Annotated in this window: 16 protein-coding genes and 1 riboswitch; of the genes, 11 read left to right on the top strand and 5 right to left on the bottom strand. The window is 67.6% G+C overall.

Annotated features, from left to right (window positions below):
• From CH339_RS10075 to CH339_RS10040, 8 genes are all read left to right on the top strand, one after another.
• The coding region (locus tag CH339_RS10075) for a capsular polysaccharide export protein, LipB/KpsS family (protein ID WP_438646522.1) at window positions 1–527 on the top strand (527 nt) is incomplete at its 5' end.
• 241 nt (window positions 528–768) lie between these two features.
• On the top strand, window positions 769–6,285 hold the full coding sequence (locus CH339_RS10070; RefSeq protein ID WP_201241027.1) for an alpha-2-macroglobulin family protein: 5,517 nt from the start codon (window positions 769–771) through the stop codon (window positions 6,283–6,285).
• Window positions 6,286–6,348: 63 nt separating this feature from the next.
• Entirely contained in the window at window positions 6,349–8,433 is a 2,085-nt protein-coding gene (gene pbpC, locus CH339_RS10065) for a penicillin-binding protein 1C (RefSeq protein ID WP_111434226.1), read from the top strand.
• A gap of 51 nt (window positions 8,434–8,484) precedes the next feature.
• Window positions 8,485–8,703, top strand: a riboswitch (cobalamin riboswitch).
• A gap of 108 nt (window positions 8,704–8,811) precedes the next feature.
• Window positions 8,812–9,213, top strand: coding sequence for a hypothetical protein (locus CH339_RS10060; RefSeq protein WP_111434225.1), 402 nt, complete (start codon window positions 8,812–8,814; stop codon window positions 9,211–9,213).
• 122 nt (window positions 9,214–9,335) lie between these two features.
• Window positions 9,336–11,276 (top strand): ArnT family glycosyltransferase, encoded by a 1,941-nt coding sequence (locus tag CH339_RS10055; protein ID WP_170138476.1) that lies wholly within the window; start codon window positions 9,336–9,338, stop codon window positions 11,274–11,276.
• A 222-nt stretch (window positions 11,277–11,498) separates the two neighbouring features.
• A complete protein-coding gene (locus CH339_RS10050; RefSeq protein ID WP_170138475.1) occupies window positions 11,499–12,401 on the top strand; it encodes a phosphatase PAP2 family protein in 903 nt (300 codons plus the stop codon).
• Window positions 12,402–12,464: 63 nt separating this feature from the next.
• Window positions 12,465–13,247 (top strand): glycosyltransferase family 2 protein, encoded by a 783-nt coding sequence (locus CH339_RS10045; protein ID WP_111434222.1) that lies wholly within the window; start codon window positions 12,465–12,467, stop codon window positions 13,245–13,247.
• The gene (locus CH339_RS10040) at window positions 13,225–13,560 is read left to right on the top strand and encodes a lipid-A-disaccharide synthase N-terminal domain-containing protein (protein ID WP_111434221.1); all 336 of its coding nucleotides are present in this window, start codon (window positions 13,225–13,227) and stop codon (window positions 13,558–13,560) included. Before CH339_RS10045 ends, CH339_RS10040 begins: the two co-directional genes overlap by 23 nt.
• 3 nt (window positions 13,561–13,563) lie before the next feature.
• On the opposite strand, the gene CH339_RS10035 is transcribed toward CH339_RS10040, so the two are convergent.
• Both CH339_RS10035 and CH339_RS10030 read right to left on the bottom strand, forming a co-directional pair.
• Window positions 13,564–13,947, bottom strand: a complete 384-nt coding sequence (locus tag CH339_RS10035) for a YbaN family protein (RefSeq protein ID WP_111434220.1) — start codon at window positions 13,945–13,947, stop codon at window positions 13,564–13,566.
• 233 nt (window positions 13,948–14,180) lie between these two features.
• Window positions 14,181–15,254, bottom strand: a complete 1,074-nt coding sequence (locus tag CH339_RS10030; RefSeq protein ID WP_146610148.1) for an endonuclease/exonuclease/phosphatase family protein — start codon at window positions 15,252–15,254, stop codon at window positions 14,181–14,183.
• 259 nt (window positions 15,255–15,513) lie between these two features.
• On the opposite strand from CH339_RS10030, the gene gntA reads away from it, so the two are divergent.
• Both gntA and CH339_RS10020 read left to right on the top strand, forming a co-directional pair.
• A complete protein-coding gene (gene gntA, locus CH339_RS10025) occupies window positions 15,514–16,191 on the top strand; it encodes a guanitoxin biosynthesis heme-dependent pre-guanitoxin N-hydroxylase GntA (protein ID WP_111434218.1) in 678 nt (225 codons plus the stop codon).
• Entirely contained in the window at window positions 16,178–16,801 is a 624-nt protein-coding gene (locus tag CH339_RS10020) for a DUF1989 domain-containing protein (protein WP_201241028.1), read from the top strand. Before gntA ends, CH339_RS10020 begins: the two co-directional genes overlap by 14 nt.
• A gap of 16 nt (window positions 16,802–16,817) precedes the next feature.
• Here CH339_RS10020 and CH339_RS10015 read toward each other — a convergent pair whose 3' ends face one another.
• Together CH339_RS10015 and katG are read right to left on the bottom strand one after the other, a co-directional pair.
• Window positions 16,818–17,240: a hypothetical protein gene (locus CH339_RS10015; RefSeq protein ID WP_146610147.1), complete on the bottom strand. Its 423-nt coding sequence runs from the start codon at window positions 17,238–17,240 to the stop codon at window positions 16,818–16,820.
• Window positions 17,241–17,465: 225 nt separating this feature from the next.
• The gene (gene katG, locus CH339_RS10010; RefSeq protein WP_111434215.1) at window positions 17,466–19,688 is read right to left on the bottom strand and encodes a catalase/peroxidase HPI; all 2,223 of its coding nucleotides are present in this window, start codon (window positions 19,686–19,688) and stop codon (window positions 17,466–17,468) included.
• A gap of 298 nt (window positions 19,689–19,986) precedes the next feature.
• On the opposite strand from katG, the gene CH339_RS10005 reads away from it, so the two are divergent.
• Entirely contained in the window at window positions 19,987–20,910 is a 924-nt protein-coding gene (locus CH339_RS10005) for a hydrogen peroxide-inducible genes activator (RefSeq protein ID WP_111434214.1), read from the top strand.
• Here CH339_RS10005 and CH339_RS10000 read toward each other — a convergent pair.
• Window positions 20,904–22,760, bottom strand: coding sequence for a [FeFe] hydrogenase, group A (locus tag CH339_RS10000; RefSeq protein WP_111434213.1), 1,857 nt, complete (start codon window positions 22,758–22,760; stop codon window positions 20,904–20,906). The two genes, CH339_RS10005 and CH339_RS10000, sit on opposite strands and share 7 nt — an antisense overlap.
• Between the last annotated feature and the right edge of the window lies 1 nt (window position 22,761).

The raw sequence follows: 22,761 nt of genomic DNA, 5'->3' as shown, positions 1-22,761 counted from the left end.
CCGTGCGCGAGGCCTTTCCCGACGCAAGGCTTCTCTATGTGGACCATCCGGACTGCGCGGCGCGCGCTGCGCCCGGCTGGCTGACGCCCGAGATGGCCGACGCCTGGGCCGACGGCTTCGAGACGCTGGAGCGCATCGTGGCCGGCAAGGTCGCCGTCGACGGCGTCCACACGGTCGGCTCCGATGCCGGCCTTGCCGCCTTGATGGCGGGCCTTCCCGTCACCTGCTGGGGGACGCCGTTCTATGCCGGGCGTGGGCTCACCACCGACCGGGCGCCGGTCGGCGATGGCCGGCGGCGCCTCACCATCGAGGAACTGGTCGCCGGCACGCTGATCGTGGCCTCCACCCACATCGATGCGCGCACCGGCATTCCCTGTTCGGCCGAGGACGTCGCCAACCGGATCCTGGCGGAGCGGGAAGGACGGCTGACCTTGCGGCTGCTGCCGCGTACTGCCTGGTACGCGACGGCGCTCGCCGTCGCGAAGCGCCTTGGCGCGCGCATCCGGCAGTTCGTCTCGTTTTCCTGAACGCCCGTTCACGGTCCCGGGCACCGCGCCGGACAGCGAAACGACCTTGTGGCGCCACAATTGGGCCGCACGCTCGCCCATGTCGAGGACAGCGCGCCCGCCAACCGGCCGAAAAAACAATCGCGCGGCCATAAGGAAAACCCCGCACACGCGCTTTACCGGTGCTGCGGCGCGCCGTACACTTCTCGCCCGCCCCCGGGGGGACAACGGGCGGATCCGGCTTTGAGGGAGGAACCGGACCATGCGTTGCCATCGCCACCAAACCTTGCCGTTCAAGTTGTCGTTCGTCGCCGTGTTCTTCGTGATGCTCGCGGCACTCGCCGTCATCGGCGCCGCGTCCGGCTATGCCGCCGACCGGAGCCTCGTCATCACCGAGGACGCCGACTATTTCGGCCGCGACTACGACATCCTGAAGGATGTGGAGCTTGAGGCCTGCAAGAGCGCCTGCCTCGGCAACGAGGAATGCGTCGCCTTCACCTACAACACCTCGGCCAAATGGTGCTTCCTGAAGGCCGATTTCGGCGACCTCCGTGCCTTTGCCGGTGCCGTTTCCGGGCGCATCGTCACCGTCGATGCCCCGAAACCCTCGGTGGAAAAGGAACGCGCGGCCGAGCTCGGCTTCCTGCCGAAGGGCATGGTCGAGGGGGCGAAGACCTTCGTGGCCAGCCTTTCGCGCCATTACGAGCCGGGCTCGCGCAGCTACGGCCAGCTCATCGATGCCGCCGAGGGGCAAAAGCTTTCAGGCGACCAGGAGGGCGCGGCCGCGCTCTTTGGCGCGGCGCTCACCGTCTCGCCCGACAGCCGCAGCCTCTGGGTCCGCTTCACCGAGGCGCTGATCGCGTCCAATCCCTCCGACTGGCAGGTCAAGCGCCAGACCGAGGAGTTCGGGTCCGGTGCCGCCATCAACGCTTACTTGAAATCGAGCGACGAGGCGGAGCGGGCGGGCTCGCTGTTCCTCCTCGGCAAGGCACTGGAAAAGCGCCGAATCTGGCGCGAGGCGATCCGCTCCTACCGGGCGAGCCTTCAACTCGTCGACGACAAGATGGTGCGCGCCGCCTATGACGCGGTGGTCGCCCAGCACGGGTTCCGCGTCGTCAGCCACGAGGTGGATTCCGATGCTGCCGCGCCGCGCATCTGCCTCGTCTTTGCCTATCCGCTGCCGGCAGAGCGCGACGGGCTGGTCGATTACCTGTCCGTGCGCGGCGGCTCCGGGCTTTCCAAGGAGGCCGAGGAGCGGCAGATCTGCGTTGACGGCGTCGAACACGGCAAGCGCTACCAGTTGACGCTGCGCCCCGGCCTGCCGTCGGCGGACGGGGAGAAGATCGAAAAGGCGGTCAATCTCGACATCTATGTGCGCGACCGCTCGCCGGCCGTGCGCTTCACCGGCCGCTCCTACGTGCTGCCGAAGGGCGGCAACGCGGCGATCCCCATCGTCTCCATCAACAGCGACATCATTGCCGCGGAAATCCACCGGATCGGTGACCGCTCCATGGCGCGGGCCGTTTCCGAGGGCGTCTTCCTCGGCCAGCTCAATCCCTACCAGATCAGCCAGATTGAGGGCGAGACCGGCGAGAAGGTCTGGCAGGGCGAGATCGACGTCACCCCCAAGCTCAACGAGGAGGTGACCACCGCCATTCCCGTTGGCGAGGTGATCGATACGCTGGAGCCCGGCGCCTACGCCATGACGGCGGAGGCCAAGGACGCGCGCGGCGAAAGCTGGGGTTCCAAGGCGACCCAGTGGTTCGTCGTCTCCGACCTCGGCTTGACGGCCCTGAAGGGCAATGACGGGCTGACGGCCGTCGTGCGTGCGCTGTCGAGCGCCAAGGCGCTTTCCGGCACGAAACTCCGGCTCGTTGCCGTCAATGACGAGATTCTCGGCACCGCCTCCACCGACGCGTCGGGCGTCGCCACCTTCCAGCCGGGCCTCTTGCGCGGCAGCGGGGGGCAGCGCCCGGCGCTGCTGGTGGCCGAGGGCGCGGATGGCGACTACGGCTTCCTGGACCTCACCAAGGCGCCCTTCGACCTCACCGATCGCGGCGTTGCCGGACGGCCGTCGCCGCCGCCGCTCGACGTTTTCCTCACCACCGAGCGCGGCATCTACCGGCCGGGCGAGACGGTGCATGCCACCGCGCTGGTGCGCGATGCGAAAGCTGTGGCGGTCCCCGACCTGCCGCTGACGGTCGTGTTCCGCCGGCCGGACGGCGTGGAATCGACGCGGATGACGAGTTCGGGGGCCGGCGCCGGCGGTCATGCCGTTGACCTTGCCCTGTCGCCGAACGCCATGCGCGGCACCTGGCAGGTCGCCGTCTATAGCGATCCGAAGGGCTCTTCGCTCTCGGAGGAAAGCTTCCTCGTTGAAGACTTCCAGCCGGAGCGCATCGACTACGACCTTGAGACCGACGCCAAGGCCATCGACCCGAACGGCGTCACCGATCTCTCCATGGAGGTGCGCTATCTCTACGGCGCGGTGGCGGCCGATCTTGCCATCGAGGGCGAGATCAACGTGTCGCCGAGCCGCGAGATGGACGGCTTCAAGGGCTACAAGTTCGGCCTGGCCCAGGAATCTGTGCAGGCCGGCTACCAGGCGCTGCCCGAAGGGCTCCGCACCGGCGCGGACGGCACGGCGACCGTTCCGGTTGCCCTCAGCGATCTGCCGTCGACCACGGGGCTCCTCAAGGCCGCCATCGCCACCCGAGTCGTCGATGCCGGCGGCAGGCGCGTCGAACGGCGCCTCGAACTGCCCGTGCGCCCCGACGGCAATCGCATCGGCATCAAGCCGATGTTCGACGGGTCGGTGGAGGAGGGCGGCAATGCGGCCTTCGAGATCATCGTCGTCGCCCCCGACGGCACGCGCATCGCGGCCGAGGACCTCAAATGGTCGCTGCTCGATATCGAGACGTCCTACCAGTGGTATCGCCAGAACGGGAGCTGGAACTACGAGCCGGTGACGACCACGCGCCGGGTTGAGACCGGCACCGTCTCGACCGGCCTTGAAGACGCCGGCCGGATCGAGATGCCGGTCAAATGGGGCCGCTATCGGCTGCAGGTGGAATCGACCGACGGCACCCCGATCGCCTCCAGCGTCTCCTTCGATGCGGGCTGGTACATCGCGGCGAGTTCCTCGGAGACGCCGGACTTCCTGCGGGTCGCCCTCGACAAGGAGAAATACGCGATCGGCGAGACCGCGCGGGTCAATATTGCGCCGCGCTTTGCCGGCACCGCCATGGTCATGGTGATGTCCGACCGCGTCCTTTCCATGCAGGCCGTCGAGGTGCCGGAGGACGGCACGACGGTCGAATTGCCGGTGACGGAGGACTGGGGCGCCGGGGCCTATGTCACGGCGAGCCTGATCCGGCCGATGGACCTTGAGGCCAAGCGCATGCCGGCCCGGGCCCTCGGCCTTGCCCATGCCGGCGTCGACGTCGGCGACCGGGACCTTGCCGTCGAGATCACGGCGCCCGAGACGCTGCGCCCGCGCGGCACGCTCGATGTGGACGTTCAGATCGCCAACCTCGCGCCCGGCAGCGAGGCCTTCATCACGCTCGCCGCCGTCGATGTGGGCATCCTCAATCTCACGGGCTTTAAGGCGCCGGCGCCGGACGACTACTATTTCGGTCGCCGCCAGCTCGGGGTGGAGATCCGCGACCTCTATGGCCAGCTCATCGACCGCATGCAAGGGGTGCCGGGCACCATCCGCACCGGCGGCGACGGCATGGCCGGGCAGTTGCAGGGAACGCCACCGACCGAAAAGCTGATGGCATTCTTCTCCGGCATCGTCCGCCTCGACGAGGACGGGAAAACCACCATCCCGGTCGACATCCCCGACTTCAACGGCACCATCCGGCTGATGGTCCAGGCCTGGACGGCGGACGGCGTCGGCCATGGCACCAAGGAAGTCATCGCCCGCGATCCCATCGTGGTTGCCGCCTCGGTGCCGCAGTTCCTGGCGCCGGGCGACCGCTCGCGGCTGCTCCTGGAACTCACCCATGTGGAGGGGCCGGCCGGTGAGGTCCGGTACTCGGTGCGCACCGACGACAAGCTGGCGCTGACGCCGGGCACGGGCGAGGGCACCGTCACGCTCGGCGAGACGGAACGCACGGAAATCTCCGTGCCGATCAACGGTACGCGGGTCGGCGATGCCGGCCTCGACGTGGTGGTGACGACGCCGGACGGCGATCTCCTGACGAAGTCGCTGACGATCCCCGTGCGCGCCAACGAGCCGCCGGTCTCGCGCCGCAACGTCGTCAGCCTTGCCGCCCGCACGGGCCGCTTGACCATTGACGGCGAGGTGCTCGACGAGTTCCTGCCGGGCACGGGCTCCGTGGCGGTCTCCATCAGCGGCGCCGGCGCCCTCGACATTCCGGGCATCGTCGCCGCGCTCGACCGCTACCCCTATGGCTGCGCGGAGCAGATCACCAGCCGGGCGCTGCCGCTCGTCTACCTCGATTCCGTCGCGATTGCCGCCGGCCTCGGCCGCGATGCGGAGGTGGCCCCAAGGGTCGCGGAGGCCGTCAAAGGGGTGCTCGCCAAGCAGGCGTCCTCCGGCAGCTTCGGCATGTGGTATCCGGGGTCGGACAATCTGTGGCTCGACGCCTATGTCTCGGACTTTTTGACCCGGGCGAAGGAAAAGGACTATCCGGTGCCGCGCATCGGCTACGACCTTGCCATCGACAACCTCTCCAACCGGCTCTCCTACGCCACCGACTTCGAGCATGGCGGCGAGGACGTCGCCTACGCGCTCTACGTCCTGGCGCGGGCCGGGCGGGCCTCCATCGGCGACCTTCGCTACTACGCCGACACCAAGATCAACAGCTTTGCCACACCGCTCGCCAAGGCGCAGATCGGTGCGGCGCTGGCGCTCTATGGCGACCGGCTGAGGGCCGACAAGGCGTTCAAGGCGGCCTATGCGGACCTGTCGCGCGGCCAGGACGACGTCCGCGTCTCGCGCCACGACTACGGTTCGGACCTTCGCGACGGGGCGGGGCTGGTGACGCTCGTTGCCGAATCCCGCTCAAAAGCCCTCGACATGAAGCGGCTGGTCGCCGGGCTCGCCAAGCGGAGCCTCAGGTCGCGCTACACCAGCACCCAGGAAAAGGCCTGGATGCTGCTTGCCGCCAACGCGCTGGTCGAGACCTCGGCGAAGCCCGACCTTCGCGTCGATGGGCAGAGCCTCGACCGGGCGCTCTATGCCCGCTTCGATGCGGACCGGCTGACCGGCAATCCGGTCGAGGTGGAAAATCTCGGGGCTGACGGGCTCGATGCGGTGATCACCGTTTCGGGCGTGCCGCTTGTGCCGGAACCGGCCGGCGGCAACGGCTACCGGATCGAGCGGGCCTATTACACCATGGATGGAAAACCGCTCGACATCGCCGAGGTGAAGCAGAACACACGCTTCGTGACGGTGCTGACGGTGACGGCCGAGGCCGATGTGCGCGGCCGGCTGCTGATCGTGGATCCGCTGCCGGCGGGCATCGAGATCGATAACCCGAACCTTTTGTCCGGTGGCAGCATCCAGGCGCTCGACTGGCTGGGGCTTTCCTCCAGCGCCGATCACCTGGAATTCCGGGCGGACCGGTTCGTTGCCTCTGTCGACCGGCAGCCGAGATCGCCGCTCTCCTTCCGGCTTGCCTATATCGCCCGCGCCGTGTCGCCCGGCAGCTTCGTCCATCCGGCGGCGCTGGTGGAGGACATGTACCGGCCCGAGCAACGCGGCCGCACCGCGAGCGGACGGGTCGACGTCATCGGTCCGGTGCGGTAACGGTCGCGGAGGACGTTTGCGGGTCGAGGCGATGTTGGCGTTGAGAAACGGGGCGGGCCGGCCATGCGTGTGAGTGCACGGCGCGGCGCTGTCATCGCGGGGGTTTTTGCGGCAGTCGTCGCCATCCTTGCCGTCGTCGGCTACCTTGCCTTCGAGCGCTGGGTCGACACGGCCGTCCTGCCGCGCATGACGATCGCGACGTCGCCGCTGGTCGTCGACCGCAACGACCGGCTGCTGCGCCCCTTCACGGTTGCCGACGGGCGCTGGCGGATGGCGATCACGCCGGACGAGGTCGACCGGCGTTATCTGAAGATGCTGACGACGTTCGAGGACAAGCGTTTCTTCGAGCATCCCGGGGTCGATCCTCGCGCGGTCCTCCGCGCCGCCTGGCAGTTCGTTGCCGCCGGGGGCGAGATCGTCTCCGGCGCCTCGACGCTGACCATGCAGGTGGCGCGGCTCCTCAGCGAACGCGACACCCGCTCCGTCCCCGGCAAGCTGCAGCAGATGCGCCTGGCGCTCGCCCTGGGACGAAAACTCTCCAAGGAGCGGATCCTTGAGCTTTATCTGCTCCATGCGCCCTTCGGCGGCAATCTGGAGGGGGTGAGGGCCGCAACGCTCGCCTATTTCGGCAAGGAGCCTGAGCGGCTGACGGTCGGCGAGGCGGCGCTCCTCGTCGCCCTGCCGCAGTCGCCGGAGCGCCGGCGCCCGGACCGCGGCAACGAGGAGGCCCATGCCGCCCGCGACCGGGTGCTCGACCGCATGGTGCGCGAGGGCGTCATCGACCGCGACGAGGCCGAGGCCGGCAAGCGCGAGAAGGTGCCGGACGGGCGGCGGCCGTTCCCGATGCTCGCCGGACATCTCGCCCAGCACCTCGTCAGTACCCATCCGGAACGGGACGTCCACCACACGACGCTCGACCGCTCGCTCCAGGCGCGGCTGGAACAGCTCGCCCATGAGCGCGCGCGGCGTCTCGGCAAGGGCGTTTCGGTCGCCATCCTCGTTGCCGATCACAGGAATGGCGAGATCCTTGCCTCCGTCGGCTCGTCGGGCCTCCTCGACGAGGCGCGCGAGGGCCATGTGGACATGACGCGGGCCGTGCGCTCGCCCGGCTCGACCCTGAAGCCGCTGATCTACGGGCTCGCCTTCGAAGGCGGCATCGGCCATCCGGAAAGCCTGATCGACGACCGGCCGACGGATTTTTCCGGCTACTCGCCGACCAATTTCGACGGCGGCTATCGCGGCACCGTGACGATGCGCGAGGCGCTGCAACTGTCACTTAATGTGCCGGCCGTGGCGCTGCTCGATGCGGTCGGGCCGGCCAAGCTCGTCGCCCGGCTCGGCCGCGCAGGCGCCCACCCGCAGCTTCCCGACCTTGCCGCGCCCAACCTTGCCGTCGGGCTGGGCGGCGTCGGTATCACACTTCACGATCTCACAGAGGTCTATGCTTCCATCGCCGAAATGGGAAAGGCCGTGCCGCTGTGGGCGAGCCGGGACGATCCGCCGGCAAAGGCGAAGCGCGAGCGGGTGCTGGAGCCCCGCGCGGCCTGGCAGGTCGCCGACATCCTGTCCGGCACGCCGCCGCCGCCGAACGCGCCGGCCGGCGACATCGCCTTCAAGACCGGCACCTCCTACGGCTATCGCGACGCCTGGGCCGTCGGCTTCGACGGCGCCCATGTGGTCGGGGTGTGGACCGGCCGGCCGGATGCCGCGCCCGTTCTCGGGCTGACCGGCATTTCGTCCGCCGCGCCGATCCTCGTCGATGCATTCGCCCGGCTCGGCGAAAAGGTGCCGCTGCCGCGCGCGCCGGCCGGCACGCTGGTGGCATCGACAGCGCAACTGCCGCCGCCGCTGCGGCGCTGGCGGCATCCGGAGACCGGCATCTCAGAACGGGCGCGGGGGCCGAGCATCGCCTTTCCGCATAACGGTACGACCGTCGATCTCGGGCTCGATGCGGGGCGCAACGTGCCGCTGGCGCTGAAGGTGCGCAACGGCGCGCCGCCCTTCATCTGGTTCGCCAACGGCCGGCCGATCGAGCGTACGCCCTTTGCCCGCGAGGCGCGCTGGCTGCCGGACGGGCCGGGCTTCGTCACCATCGCCGTCGTCGACCGTAACGGCGAGGCCGACCGGGTCACCGTCTATATCGAGTAGACGTTTCGCCGCGCCCCGCATTTCTGCCGGTTGCCAAGCCGTTGCGCCGTCGCTAGCGTTTGCGTCGACGGTAATCCCGTGCTGCGACTCGTGGCGCGGGATGCAAGGGAACCCGGAAGGCTCTTCTTCGATGAGCCGGAGCCGGGGCTGCCCCCGCAACTGTGAGCGGCGAGCACAATCCGATCATGCCACTGGCCAGGAAATGGCCGGGAAGGCCGGACGAAGCGTCGACCCGCGAGCCAGGAGACCTGCCGTCGTGACCGCAACCCCAACCCGGACGGGGTGTTCCGGAGGAGATACGATCATGGACGCTTTGCCGATCTTTCGGGTCCTCGACCGTTTCGCCGTGCCCCAGGCGGGCCGACACGGACCGATGCCATGGACCCGACCAACGCCAAGACCCACCACGCGCGCCGCCTCGACGGCGCCGACCTTGCCGCCGCGATGCGGCTGCGCCGGGTCATCACCCTCAACACGATCTGTCCGCATACCGGAACGGTGTGCCGGCCGGGCCTCAACCTGATCGCCCAGCTCGATGCCGCGCGCGCCTTCGGCGGGGCCGGCAGCGGCGCGGGAAGCGGCTTCGCCTTCGACGGCTGTGCCATCGTCGAGGACTGCGGGCGGTCCTGCCGGCTCGGCTTTTCCGTCTCGGCCGTCCGCTCCTACGTCTTCGGAGACATCGAAAGGAGCGCCGATCTCGGCGACCTGATCGCCGGGGCGGAGAGCATCGGCGAGACGGGATCGGCGCGGGTGGTCTCGGAGACCGTTCCGGTGAACTGACGCGGCTTTGCATGCCCTTTCCGGCTGAGGCGAAAGAGCCGATTGCCGTTGCGCACGCGTTCGATAGATTGGCCCCTGAGATGAAAGAACGCTACACGCGCACCGCCGCAGGGGGTTGGTCGATGTTAACGAGCGATGGCAAGCCGGACGAAAAGGCTCCGGATGCGACGGGTCCGGACGCAGCGCGCCCGGACGCGGCGAAGGCGGCGGATGCGCCGGCCTCGGAGGCCACGCCTGCGCGCGACGCGCCAAAGGCCGAGGCGCCGTCGACTGGGGCGCCAAAGGCTGAAGCGCCCGCCTTTCACAGGGCCGAGCCCGCCAAGCCGGAACCCGCCAAGGCCGAGGAGCCGGAACCCGGGGCACCGAAGGCCACGGCGCCCAGGCGGCCGCGCCGGGATTTCCTCGATGCGCTTGCGGCGTTCCCGCCGCTGACGGCGCTGGTGCTCGTTGCCGTGTGCCTGGCGCTGTTCCTGCCGGGGTTTTTCAACATCCCGCCGGTCGACCGGGACGAGGCGCGGTTCGCGCAGGCGAGCCGGCAGATGGTCGAGACCCGCGACTTCGTCGACATCCGCTTCCAGGACGAAGCCCGGCACAAGAAGCCGGCCGGCATCTACTGGCTGCAGGCGGCCTCCGTCGAGGCGAGCGGCCTCGGCAAGGATTCGCCGATCTGGGTCTACCGGGTGCCCTCGCTCGTCGGGGCGATCCTTGCGGTGCTGCTGACCTGGCGGATCGGTGCGGTGCTGTTCGGGCCGACCGTCGGCTTCGTCGGGGCGCTGTTCTTTGCCGCCGTCATCCTGCCGGGCGTCGAGGCTCGGCTGGCCAAGACCGACGCCATGTTGCTTGCGACCATCCTTGCCGCGCAACTGGTGCTCGCCCGGCTCTGGGTCGGGCGCAAGGTGGGGTTCTTCTTCACCGCCTTCTTCTACATCGCGCTTGCCGCCGGCGTGCTCCTCAAGGGGCCGATCATCCTCATGGTGACGGGCCTCACCGCCATCGGCTGCATCCTCTGGAAGCGCTCGGTGCGCTGGCTGAAGCCGCTCGCCAGCGTCTTCGGCGTGCTCCTGTTCCTCATCCTCGTCGTGCCGTGGTTCGTCGCCATCGGCATCCGTACCGACTGGGCGTTCTTCACGACCTCCTTCGGCGGCGACATGCTGGCCAAGGTCGCCGGCGCCAAGGAGAGCCATGGCGCGCCGCCGGGCGCCTATCTCCTCGTTGCGCTCGCAACGCTCTGGCCGCTCTCCGCCTTCCTGCCGGCCGGACTCAACCACATGCGCCGGCATCCCGGCAATTCGGCGGTCTGGTTCTGCCTCCTCTGGGTCATCCCGAGCTGGGTGATCTTCGAGCTGGTGCCGACCAAGCTGCCGCACTACGTGCTGCCGCTCTATCCGGCGCTGGCGCTCCTCATCGTCGCCGGCGTGCTTGAGACCTTCGACGGCCACCGGCCGACGCTCATCGGGCGCATCTGGTCGGTGCTGCTCTTCGTGGTGCCGGTGCTGGTGCTTGGCGCCGTCATCGCCGGTGCTGTCTACCTCAACGGCACGCCGATGGCGTTCTACGCCATTCCGGTCGTCGGCCTCGGCGTCGTCGTCTCGCTGCTGGCCTGGTACTACTATCGCGGCGGCCACGCGCGGGTGCGGTTCGTCGCGACCTCGCTGCTTTCCGCTGCCATCGTCTATGGCGGCGCCCTCGGTCTTGCCGCACCGGCGTTCTCGGACCTGTGGATCAGCGGACGGCTGGCGGCACGGATCGCCGCCTTCGATGGGTGCCCCGATCCCAAGGTCGTCAGCGTCGGCTTTTCCGAGCCGAGCCTCGTCTTCCTGTCGCCGCGACCGGTCGCGTTCGCCAACAAGGACAATGTGGCCGAGGCTGTCGGCGAGGCCCCCTGCGGGCTGCTCCTCGTCGATGCGCGGCGCCAGGACGAGGTGATGGCGAGCCTTTCCGGTCTTGCCGCCGCGCCGCGGGAACTGGCGCGCGAGGAGGGGCGCAACCTCAATGGCGGACGCGCCCTCGACATCGGCATCTATGCCATCGGCGGGGCGGCCAACGGCGTGCCAGACAACTGAGGCGGCTAGGTTTTTTTTGCAACACCTGGCGTTGTTGTTGCGCCAGCGGCATCATTCCCGGCTGACAACCGGGCGCCCCTGCGATATCGGGGCGCCGGTTGCCGGTTTCTGATTGCCCGGGGCCGCACCATTGCCGCAGGCTGCCCGATACGTGATGTGGGGATCACCTTTCGCAATAGGCGCTGGGCCTTCCAGGAATGGGCCTGGGGTTTGGTGATGGAGATGCGTTTCACGAGCCGCGGCGACGGTCGAGCGGAGCACGGATATCGGGGGCGTGCGCGCGCCATCGGTCGCCGGCTGAAGGCAAATGCCGCATCGGCCTATGAGTTGATCGGACGCCGCGGGCGGGCAAGCAGGACATGCCGGCATCCGTTCAGGGCCGGGCGCCGGTTCGAGGATTTCCTCGGCATCGCGCTGCTTCTGGTCGGCTTTGCCGCCGTCTTCCTCGATCCCTTCTCCGTGGAATTCCGCCGCACGCTGACGCCGGAGATCGCCCGGACCTTCCGCTCGATCACCGATCTTGGCAAATCCGACTGGATCCTGATCCCGACCGGGCTGTTCTGCATTTTCCTCATGGCGCTCGACTGGACGCGCCTCAATCGGCGGATGACGGCGGCGCTGTCCACGCTCGTCATCTATGTCGGCTACGTCTTCACCTCGGTTGCGGCGAGCGGCATCGTCGTCATCGCCCTGAAGGTATTGTGCGGCCGGGCGCGGCCGAAATATTACGACCAGCTCGGCGCCTTCGACTTCTCGCCGTTCACCACCGATGCGGGCTATGCCAGCTTTCCGTCCGGCCACGCCACGACGATCTTCGCGCTCGTCACTGCCGGCTTCTTCATCTTCCGGCGGGCGCGGCTGCTGCTCTTTGCCATCGCCTTCTGGTCGGCGGTCAGCCGGTTCATCATCGGCGCGCACTATCCGAGCGATCTGGCCATGGGCATGCTGATCGGCATCAGTTTTTCCTACTGGCTGGCGCGGCAGATGGCCGTGCGCCGGCTCGGGTTCCGGATCGACCGGGGGGACGGCAGCATCAAGCCGCTGCACACACGCTGGCCCCTTGTTGCGGGTCGGGAATTGGTGCACATAGCCCGCGAAAGATGGCGGGCGCTGAGGCCGTTCTAGCCCGTTTTCGTAGCTTTCGGCATCGGCGCCAGGCGCCTTGCCCGACCCACCCGACGGACCGTCATGACCTCTGAGGTTCCCGCTTTGCCAGACGAGACCGCGGCGCCCGATGTCAGCGTCGTCGTGCCGGCGCGGGACGAGGCGGAAAACCTGCCGGCGCTGATCGCGGAGATCGCCGCGGCGCTCGGCGGCCGGGCCTTTGAGGTGATCGTCGTCGACGACGGCTCGGCAGACGGCACGGCCGGCGTGGTTCGGGGGCTCACGGCCGGGAGGCCGTGGCTCTCCTGCCTCAGGCACGAGACGGCCTGCGGCCAGAGCGCGGCCGTGCGCACCGGGCTGCTCGCCGCGCGCGGGCGCGTGGTCGCGACCATCGACGGCGACGGCGAGAACGATCCGGCCTATCTGCCGAGCCTCGTCGATGCGCTGGAGGCGGCCGGCCCGGCCATCGCCATGGCCGCCGGCCAGCGGCTGAAGCGCAAGGCCACGTTGTTCAAGAAGATCGCCTCCCGGATCGCCAACCGGGTGCGCGGCGCGATCCTTGCCGACGGCACACGCGACAGCGGCTGCGGGCTGAAGGCGATCCGCCGCGAGGTCTTTCTCAGGCTGCCCTATTTCGACAGTTGGCACCGCTTCCTGCCGGCGCTGGTCATCCGCGAGGGCTACGGGATCGTGCATTTCGACGTCGTCGACAGGCAACGCCGCTTCGGGCACTCGAAATACGGCATATGGGACCGGTTCTGGACCGGGCTCCTCGATCTCTTCGGCGTCTGGTGGCTACGCCGCCGGCGCCGGCGCATTCCCCAGGTCACGGAGGTCGTCGGCCATGACGGCGAGTGTCATCACTGAAATCCAGGCCTGGTTCCAGGCCGTCTTCGTGGAGCAGTTCGACGTCTGGGTGATCCTCGGCTTCGTCGCCCAGGCGATGTTCATGATGCGCTTCGTGGTGCAGTGGATCGCCAGCGAGCGCGCCGGGCGCTCCATCGTGCCGGTGGCGTTCTGGTTCTTTTCGGTCGCCGGCGGTGCGCTCCTGCTGACCTACGCCATCATCCGCAAGGACCCGGTGTTCATCGCCGGCCAGGGGCTGGGCCTGCTGATCTATTTCCGGAACCTGTGGTTCATCTTCCGTGAGGCGCGCGGACCCATCGACCCGATGAAATAGGGTCTATTCCGCCGCGACGCCGACGGGGACGCGTTGCGGCGAGGGGCGGGTCCAGATGAACAGGCACACCGGGATCATCACGGCCGCCTGGACCGCCAGCAGCATCGGCGGAACGCCGATGACGGCGGACAGGGCGACGGCGCCGGCCATGGCCGCGGTGCCGAGGATTTTGGCGCGCTGGCTGATGGCGCCGCTCTCACGCCAGTCGCGGATCGGCGGACCGAAATAGCGGTGATTGATGAGCCAGTCGTGGAAGCGCTCGGAGGACCGGGCGAAGGAAAAAGCGGCCAGCAGCAGGAACGGGGTCGTCGGCAGAAGCGGCAGCACGGCGCCGAGGGCGCCGAGCGCGAGGCTCAGAAATCCGAGTGCCATCCAGATCAGTCGCATCGTCGTTGTCCCGTTGTCGCCGGTCCGGTCCGTCGCCTTGCTTACGACAACGACGGCCCGGCGGATCGGTTCCTCTCATGCCGGGAACGAAGCGGGGAGGCGCGACGTCCGGCAATCCAGGCTCTTTTGATAGCAGGCATCCTAGTGCAAATGCGAATGATTTGCAAATTGAATCTGCGATGGGATACGGTCGGCGGCACGCGGGTGGGCAAAGCCGCGCGGCGATCTCCGGCTCAGGTCTCCCAGTCGGTGCCGATCGGCTCGCGGTCGCGGGATTTCTCCGTCTCGATAACGTCCCGGGCTTCTTCTTGGTCGTCTGCGTCCGGCTTTTCCGGCGGCTCGTTGCGGTCGACCGGGACCAACGCGAAGCGATAGTACATGGGGAAATGGTCGGAGCCGACGAAGGGCAGGCGGCGGATGTCGGCCAGCTCGAATTCCCGGGAATGGAAGATGTGGTCGAGCGGCCAGCGCAGCAGCGGATAGCGCGCATCGAAGGAATTGTAGGTGCCGCGGCCCTGGCGCGGGTCGAGCAGGCGTGAGATGCGCAGGAACCGCCGCGTGGTGCGCGACCAGGCGACGTCGTTGAGGTCGCCGGTGATGATGGTCGGCAGGGCTTCCTCGCGCGCCATGCGGCCGGCAACGAGGATCTCCGCGTCCCGCCCCATGGTGTCGCTGGTCGGGACCGGAGGTTCCGGGTGCAGCGCGATCAGGCGGATCGGCGCGCCGCCCCTGGTCTCGGCAATGACCGAAATGCTCGGCACCTGATCGTTGAGCAGGTACTGGACGCCGCCCTCGCGCAGCGTCAGGCGCGACGCGACGATCATGCCGTAGCTGTTCTCAAGCGGGCATTCGACGGTCTCGGCAAAGTCGTCGAGCACCGGGCGCAGGCCCTCGGCCCAGCCGGGATCGGTCTCCATGAACACCGCGATGTCCGGCTTTTCCTCGGCGACGACACGGCGCAGCTTGTCGTAGTCGCGGTTGCTCTGCTTGACGTTGGAGACCAGCAGGGAAAGGGTATCGGCCGTGCCGTCGCTTTCCCTGTAGCGCGCCGTCTGGGTCGGCCAGACCGGCGTGAAGCGAATGACGTGCACGGTCTGGATGGCGGCGGCGACAAGGGCCGCGCCGACGATCGCCAGCGCCGCGGTGTCGAGGGGCAGAAGGACCGCGGCCAGCACCAGCGTCGCCGCGCTGAACGCCAGGATCTGCAGGCGCGCAAAATCGAACATCCGCACGGCGCCGTGCGAGATCGGCAGCAGCGGTATCAGGCTCGCCAGAAGGCAGAACGCTGCGACTATTGCCAGTGCCAAGTGCAAAATGATCCCCCAGTCGTTTCGATGCCGGCCGCGCTGACCGCGTTCAAATCATGCTGGCGGCTCGTTCGTCCGGTATGACCCTACCGGCGTTTTCGCATGTGCGGCTCTCTTTCTGCAAACGCGGGGCTCGCTCATCCGTTCCCGCAAGAGCCGGCGGTTTTCCTCTGGCGAGGCGAACTGCCTGACGCGCGGGGAACCGGAGGAACGGACCGGCGTTGTCATCTCTGCTGGGTGCGTCATCGGGAGAAAAGAGATGGCTGGCGACGAATTGCGACAGTCTTTTGAGGATTTTATCAGGGATGCGGCGTTTCCTTGCGTGGGCGCCAAGTCGGCGCTTGCCCGCGGTGCCCTGACCATCTGCGAGGTCGGCGACATCAATCGGCCGACGAGCGATATCGACATCCACCGCGCCCTTGCGGCGTTCGGCGAAAGCCTCGATCCGGAGAGCCCGGTCGTGCAGTCCTTCGTCGCCATCTTCCACGGTCCGACCGACCTCGACGAGAAGGCCTTCGAGCTGGCGCTCTGGGATCGGGTCCAGTGCCTGCACAATCTCGACGTCGTTGCCGGAACGACCTGGAGCGATACGGTCGACAACGATCCCTCGTCGCCGCATTTCTCGCTGAGCCTTGCGGGCGAGCCCTATTTCATCATCGGGCTTCACCCCAACGCCTCGCGCCCGGCGCGGCGCTTCCACCGTCCGGCGATGGTCTTCAATTCCCACGTCCAGTTCGAGAGGCTGAGGGCGGACGGGCGGTTCGACAAGATGAAGGAGATCGTGCGCAAGCGCGATGCGGACCTTGCCGGCGACGTCAATCCGATGCTCGACGATTTCGGCGAGGCCTCCGAGGCGCGGCAATATAGCGGCCGGGCGGTCGATCCGGGCTGGGAGGCGCCGTTCGAGCCGAAGGAGGTGGTGCGTGACGTTGCATGAACCCGGCGCTTCGGCGCGCAACGTCTGCCGCATCCCGCCGCGGACCGGGGCCGCCTTCCGGCTGCCGAAGGGCGCCACCCTTACCGTCATCGATCCGCAAGGCGAACAGGTCTCCGACCTTGTCGCCTTCAACGCCGACGACATCCGCGAGCGCATCTCGTCGGGGCGCTCGATCGACTATGCGAGCCGGATCTTCCTCACCACCGACGACATCCTCTATTCCAACCGTTCCCGGCCGATGCTGACCATCGTCGGGGACGATGTCGGGCGGCACGATTTCAGCCTGACGCCGTGCTCGCGCGATACCTTCCGGATCCTCTACGGCGACACGGATCCGCACCATGGCTGCCAGGGCAACCTGGAACAGGCGCTCGGGCCTTTCGGGATTGCGCCGGACGACATTCCGGTCGCCTTCAACGTCTTCATGCATGTGACCGTCGACGGCGATACGGGCGAGATCGCCGTCCTGCCGCCGAAGAGCCGGGCAGGGGACCGCATCGTGTTTCGCGCAGAAATGGACCTCGTCGTCGGCCTGACCGCCTGTTCGGCCGGCCAGTCCAACAATTTCCGCTTCAAGCCGATCGACTACGTCGTCGGCGCTGCGGCTTGAGCGGACGCCCTCAGCCTCAGCCGGCCTCGGCCATGTGTTTTCTTCCGCCGCCATAGCGCGCGATCACCATCAGGGCGGCAAACAGGAAGGCCAGCAGCGAGCCGCCGATCACGGCAAGTGGCCCGATGCCGTAGCCGACGGGCAGCGCCCAGGGGATCGGCACGGTGACGTCGGTGACCGGTCCGGCCGTGAAATAGGCCGTCAGGGCGATGTTGACGGGAAGGATGACCAGGCTGGTGATGCCTTCGCCGAAGCCGCCGGCGACCATCATGATGAAGCCGGAAATGACGATCCATACGGAGAGGATCGGCAGGACGCTGAAAAGCGATGGCGAAGTGGCTGCGCCGACGAAGATGCGGACCGAATGGGCCGGGAAGATGATGCCCATCACCGCCACGCCGACGCCGACCAATATTCCGATTTTGGCAATCTGTCTCACAATTGTTTCTCCCTCCCGGGCGCCACTGTGCCCCGACTTGAGGGAGAATAACCTGGCCGGCCCCACTCCTGCCAGGCGGCGGATGGACGCCCGGAAAAGGACGCAGTCGGCGGGCTGTTTTCTTATGGAAAAAGAAAGCGGCGCTCCACTGCCGTGAAACGCCGCCTTGTTCCTTGCGATGACCGGGCGCAGCGTGCCGCGCCCGGGTGTGTTCGGATATGCGATTTACGCGACGTCGTAGCGGTCGGCGTCCATCACCTTGTTCCAGGCCGCAACGAAGTCCTTGACGAACTTCTCGGAAGCATCCGCCTGGCCGTAGACTTCGGACAGCGCGCGGAGCTGCGAGTTGGAGCCGAAGACGAGGTCGCAGCGGGTGCCGGTCCATTTGACGTCGCCCGTCTTGCGGTCGTGGCCCTCAAAGAGGTCCTCGTCTTCCGAGGTCGCCTTCCACTCGGTGCCCATGTCCAGCAGGTTGACGAAGTAGTCGTTCGTCAGGGTGCCCGGACGGTCGGTGAAGACACCGTGCGGCGAGTTGCCGTAATTCGCGCCAAGCGCCCGCATGCCGCCGACCAGCACCGTCATTTCCGGCGCGGTCAGGTTGAGGAGCTGGGCCTTGTCGATCATCAGCTCCTCTTCGGTGATGGTGTATTTGGCCTTGGCGTAGTTGCGGAAGCCGTCGGTGGCGGGCTCCATGACGTCGAAGGATTCGACGTCGGTCTGGTCCTGCGAGGCGTCCATGCGACCCGGTGTGAACGGAACCTCCACGGCATGGCCGGCGTCCTTGGCCGCCTTTTCGACGGCAGCCGCACCGCCGAGCACGATCAGGTCGGCGAGCGAGACCTTTTTGCCGCCGGACTGGGCGTCGTTGAAGTCCTTCTGGATGCCTTCCAGGACCTGCAGCACCTTGGCCAACTGGTCGGGCTGGTTGACGTCCCAGTCCTTCTGCGGGGCAAGGCGGATGCGGCTGCCATTGGCGCCGCCGCGCTTGTCGGAGCCGCGGAAGGTGGAGGCGGACGACCAGGCGGTGTAGACCAGCTCGGAGACCGAAAGGCCCGAAGCCAGGATGCTCGCCTTCAGGTCGGCGACGTCCTTGGCGTCGACCAGCTCATGGTCGACGTCGGGGATCGGATCCTGCCAGATCAGGTCCTCTTGCGGCACTTCCGGGCCGAGATAGCGCGACTTCGGACCCATGTCGCGGTGGGTCAGCTTGAACCACGCGCGGGCAAAGGCATCGGCGAACTCTTCCGGGTTCTCGTGGAAGCGCTTGGAGATCGGCCCGTAGATCGGGTCGAGCTTCATGGCCATGTCGGCGGTCGACATCATGATCGGGACCTTGTTGCCCGAACCGTCCGCCTGCGGCGCCATGTCCGCTTCCTCAAGGCCGACCGGCTGCCAGATCCAGGCGCCCGCCGGGCTCTTGGTCTTTTCCCAGTCGTATTTGAAGAGGACGTCGAAATAGCCCATGTCCCACTGGATCGGGTTCGGCGTCCAGGCGCCTTCCAGGCCCGAGGTGATGGCGTCGACGCCCTTGCCGCTCTTCCAGGTGGAGAGCCAGCCGAAGCCCATGGCTTCCAGCGGTGCGGCCTCCGGCTCCGGGCCGATGTTGTCGACGGGGCCGGCGCCATGGGTCTTGCCGAAGGTGTGGCCGCCGGCGGTCAGCGCCACGGTCTCCTCGTCGTTCATGGCCATGCGGGCGAAGGTCTCGCGGATGTCCTTGGCCGAGGCGAGGGGATCGGGGTTGCCGTCCGGGCCTTCCGGGTTGACGTAGATGAGGCCCATCTGCACGGCCGCCAGCGGGTTCTCCAGTTCGCGGTCGCCGGAATAGCGGGCGAGCTCGTGGTCGCTGGTCGCCAGCCACTCGTCCTCGCCGCCCCAGTAGACGTCCTCTTCCGGCTCCCACACGTCCGGGCGGCCGCCGGCGAAGCCGAAGGTCTTGCCGCCCATCGATTCGATGGCGCAGTTGCCGGCGAGGACCATCAGGTCGGCCCAGGAGAGCTTGTTGCCGTATTTCTGCTTGATCGGCCACAGCAGGCGGCGGGCCTTGTCGAGGTTGCCGTTGTCCGGCCAGGAATTGAGCGGGGCGAAGCGCTGCTGGCCGGCGCCCGCGCCGCCGCGGCCGTCGCCGGTGCGGTAGGTGCCGGCGGAGTGCCAGGCCATGCGGATGAACAGGCCGCCATAGTGTCCGTAGTCGGCCGGCCACCAGTCCTGGCTGTCGGTCATCAGGGCATAGAGGTCTTCCTTGACGGCCTTCAGGTCCAGCTTCTTGAATTCCTCGGCGTAGTCGAAGCCCTTGCCCATGGGGTCGGACAATTCGGAATTCTGGTGCAGCATCTTCAGGTTAAGCTGGTTCGGCCACCAGTCGCGGTTGGACCGCATGCTGGCGTTGGTGACGCCGTGGGCGACCGGACAGCCGCCGGTCTGGCTCGATTTGTCTGTTTTGACGTCCATGTTTCTCTCCCGTCTATCTGGATGCATCTGAGCGAATGGGTCGTTCGTCGGGCCGGGACCGTTCTTCGGGGCGGGAAATTCCGCCGCCGTCCTGTTCCTGCCCGCGGCCGGCAAAAAGGGACCGGCCGGGTGGCACGCTGCCGTGCCGGATGGACTGTTTTTTCCGGAGCATCCCGCCGCCGGGCGGTTGCCGGGGGAGTCGACGACCCCGGCGCTCCAACCTTTTCTAAAATCATTCTATTGAATACAGCCCATCAGATAAATTTGTATTTTCTGATATTTGCGATAAGCTGACCTTATGATCCATATGACATTGAAGCAGCTTCGCTATTTTGACGCGCTGGCGCGCCACGGACACTTCAAACGGGCAGCCGAGGCATGTGCCATTTCGCAGCCGGCGCTGTCCATGCAGATCAAGGAGCTGGAGGACGGGCTCGGGGCGGTGCTGTTCGAGCGCAACGCGCGCCAGGTGCGGCTGACGGCCTTCGGCGAGGAAGTGGCCGAGCGGGTGAACGGAATCCTCCGGTCCGTCGACGAACTGGCCGACCTTGCCAGGGCCTCGCGCGAGCGCCTCGTCGGCGGGCTCAGGATCGGCGTCATCCCGACCATCGCGCCCTATCTGCTGCCGACGCTGATCGGCAACCTGACCCGTCTGCACGAGGGTCTGCAGATCCATGTGCGCGAGACGACGACGTCACGCCTGGTGGCGGAGCTGGCCGAGGGGCGCATCGACACGGCGATCGTCGCGCTGCCCGTCTCCGAGCCGTCGCTGACGGAGGTGGCGCTGTTTTCCGAGGATTTCGTGCTGGTGCGGCCGGAGGCAGAAGCCGATGCGCCGATGCCCGGGCCTCAGACCCTGCGCGACATGCATCTCCTGCTTTTGGAAGAGGGGCACTGCTTCCGCGACCAGGCGCTCGCCTTCTGCAACATGCAGACGGCGCGGCCGCGCGAGGGGCTGGACGCCAGCTCGCTGTCGACGCTGGTGCAGATGGTCGGCGCCGGGATCGGGGTCACGCTCATTCCGGAAATGGCCGTCGCCGTGGAGACCCGCTCCGCGCCGGTCGCCATCGGCCATTTCGACGCGCCGCGCCCGTCGCGCACCGTCGGCATGATCTGGCGCAAGACCAGCCCGCTTGCCGACCAGTTCCGGCAGATCGCCGAGGTCGTACGGCAGTCGGGCGAGGGGCTTGCCTCCGGCGGCGGATCGCTCGCCGCTCAGTAGAGCATCGTGCTCATGGTGATGTCGTCCCAGACCTCCTTCACCGTCTGGTGCATGTCGCGGCTGCGCTCCGAATAGTGGGTGTGCAGCAGCTTGTGCGCCTTTTCCGAATTCGGCGCATCGAGGAAGTCGCGGTAGAGCGTCTTGACCTGCTCGTTGTTGTGGGACTGGCGCACCTTGCGGGTCCGGTCGACATTGTAGATCGTCTCGCGCCTGGCCAGCGCCAGCGGCAGGTAGGCCTTCTTGGAGCGCAGCGAGCCGCCGCCGTCGACGCAGCCGCCGGGGCAGGCCATGATCTCGATGAAATCGAAATCGGCATCGCCGCTGCGGACCTTTTCAACGAGCGCGCGCGTGTCGCCGAGGCCATGGCACATGGCGACCTTGACGTCGCCGAAGGGCCCGCCGAGGTTTACGGTCGCCGTCCTGACGCCTTCGAAGCCGCGAAGCTGGGTCAGCTCGACATCCTCCAGCTCCTCGCCGTTGACGACGGCGTAGATGGTGCGGACGGCCGCTTCCATGACGCCGCCGGTGGTGCCGAAGATGGCGCCGGCGCCGGTGAACTCGCTCATATAGGGGTTGTCGAACTCGGACGGCTCCAGGTCCTTCAGATCGATGCCCTCGCGGCGCAGGAGCCGGGCGAATTCGCGGGTGGTCAGCACCACGTCGGTCTCCGGCATGTCGCCAATGGCGAGCTGCGGGCGCACCGCCTCGTCCTTCTTGGCGGTGCAGGGCATGATGGAGATCACCCGGATCTTCTCCTGCGGAACGCCGAGCTTTTCGGGCAGGTAGGTCTTGGCCAGGGTCGAGAGCACCTGCTGCGGCGACTTGGTGGAGGACAGCAGCGGCAGGATGTCCGGATAGTGGATCTCGGCAAAGTTGATCCAGGCCGGGCAGCAGGAGGTGAAGGTCGGCTTTCGGCCGGCCTTCAGCCGCTCCAGGAGCTCGATGCCTTCCTCCATGATGACCACGTCGGCGGCGAAGTTGGTGTCGAGCACCACGTCGACGCCGATCTTGCGGCAGGCGGCGATCACGTGTCCCTGCACGTTGGTGCCGGGGGGCATGCCGAACTCCTCGCCGAAGGCGACGCGCACGGCCGGTGCGAACTGCACCACGGTGGTGAATTCCGGATCGCAGATATAGTCGAGCGCGCGGTCGGTCTCGTCGCGCTCGCCGAGCGCCCCGGTCGGGCAGACCAGCACGCACTGGCCGCAGGAAACGCAGGTGGAACTCGCCTGCTCGAAGCCGTGCCGCAGGCTGACCAGCCGGTTGACGCCGGTGCCCGACATGACGAGGGCGTCGACCTCCTGGTGGTAGCGGCAGACGGCGACGCAGCGCTGGCAGCGCACGCAGCGGCGCATGTCGCGGATCAGCGCCGGGGAGGATTCGTCGACCTCGCGCGCCTCGGTACGCTGGCGGTCGAAGAAGCGGTTTTCCTTCAGGCCGACGAACTGGGCGAGGTCCTGCAATTCGCAGTCGCCGTGGCGGGTGCAGGTGGCGCAGTCCTGCAGGTGGTCGGCCATCAGGAGCTCGACCTGGAGCTTTTGCATGGCGCGCACCTTGGGGGTGCGGGTCTGGACCACCATGCCTTCGCCGACCGGCGTGTTGCAGGAGGTGACGAACTGCTCGATCTCCCGGCCGGCCTGGACGATCTCCACGATGCAGACCCGGCAGGTGCCGGGCGTGTGGTCGATGTCGTCGAGCTCGCACAGCGTCGGGATGTAGATGTCGTGGCGGCGGGCGCAGTGCAGGATGGTCTCGTTCGGAAAGGCGGTGCAGGCCTTGCCGTTGATGGTCAGCGAGACCGTCGCCTCGGCCGGATCGCGTCCGATGACCTCGTTGTCGATGGTCCACATG

The sequence above is a fragment of the Rhodobium orientis genome (genome assembly GCF_003258835.1).
GTDB classification, from domain to species: Bacteria; Pseudomonadota; Alphaproteobacteria; order Rhizobiales; family Rhodobiaceae; genus Rhodobium; species Rhodobium orientis.
Note: the sequence above shows the minus strand (reverse complement) of the source record. Positions and strands in the feature narration are given on the sequence as shown.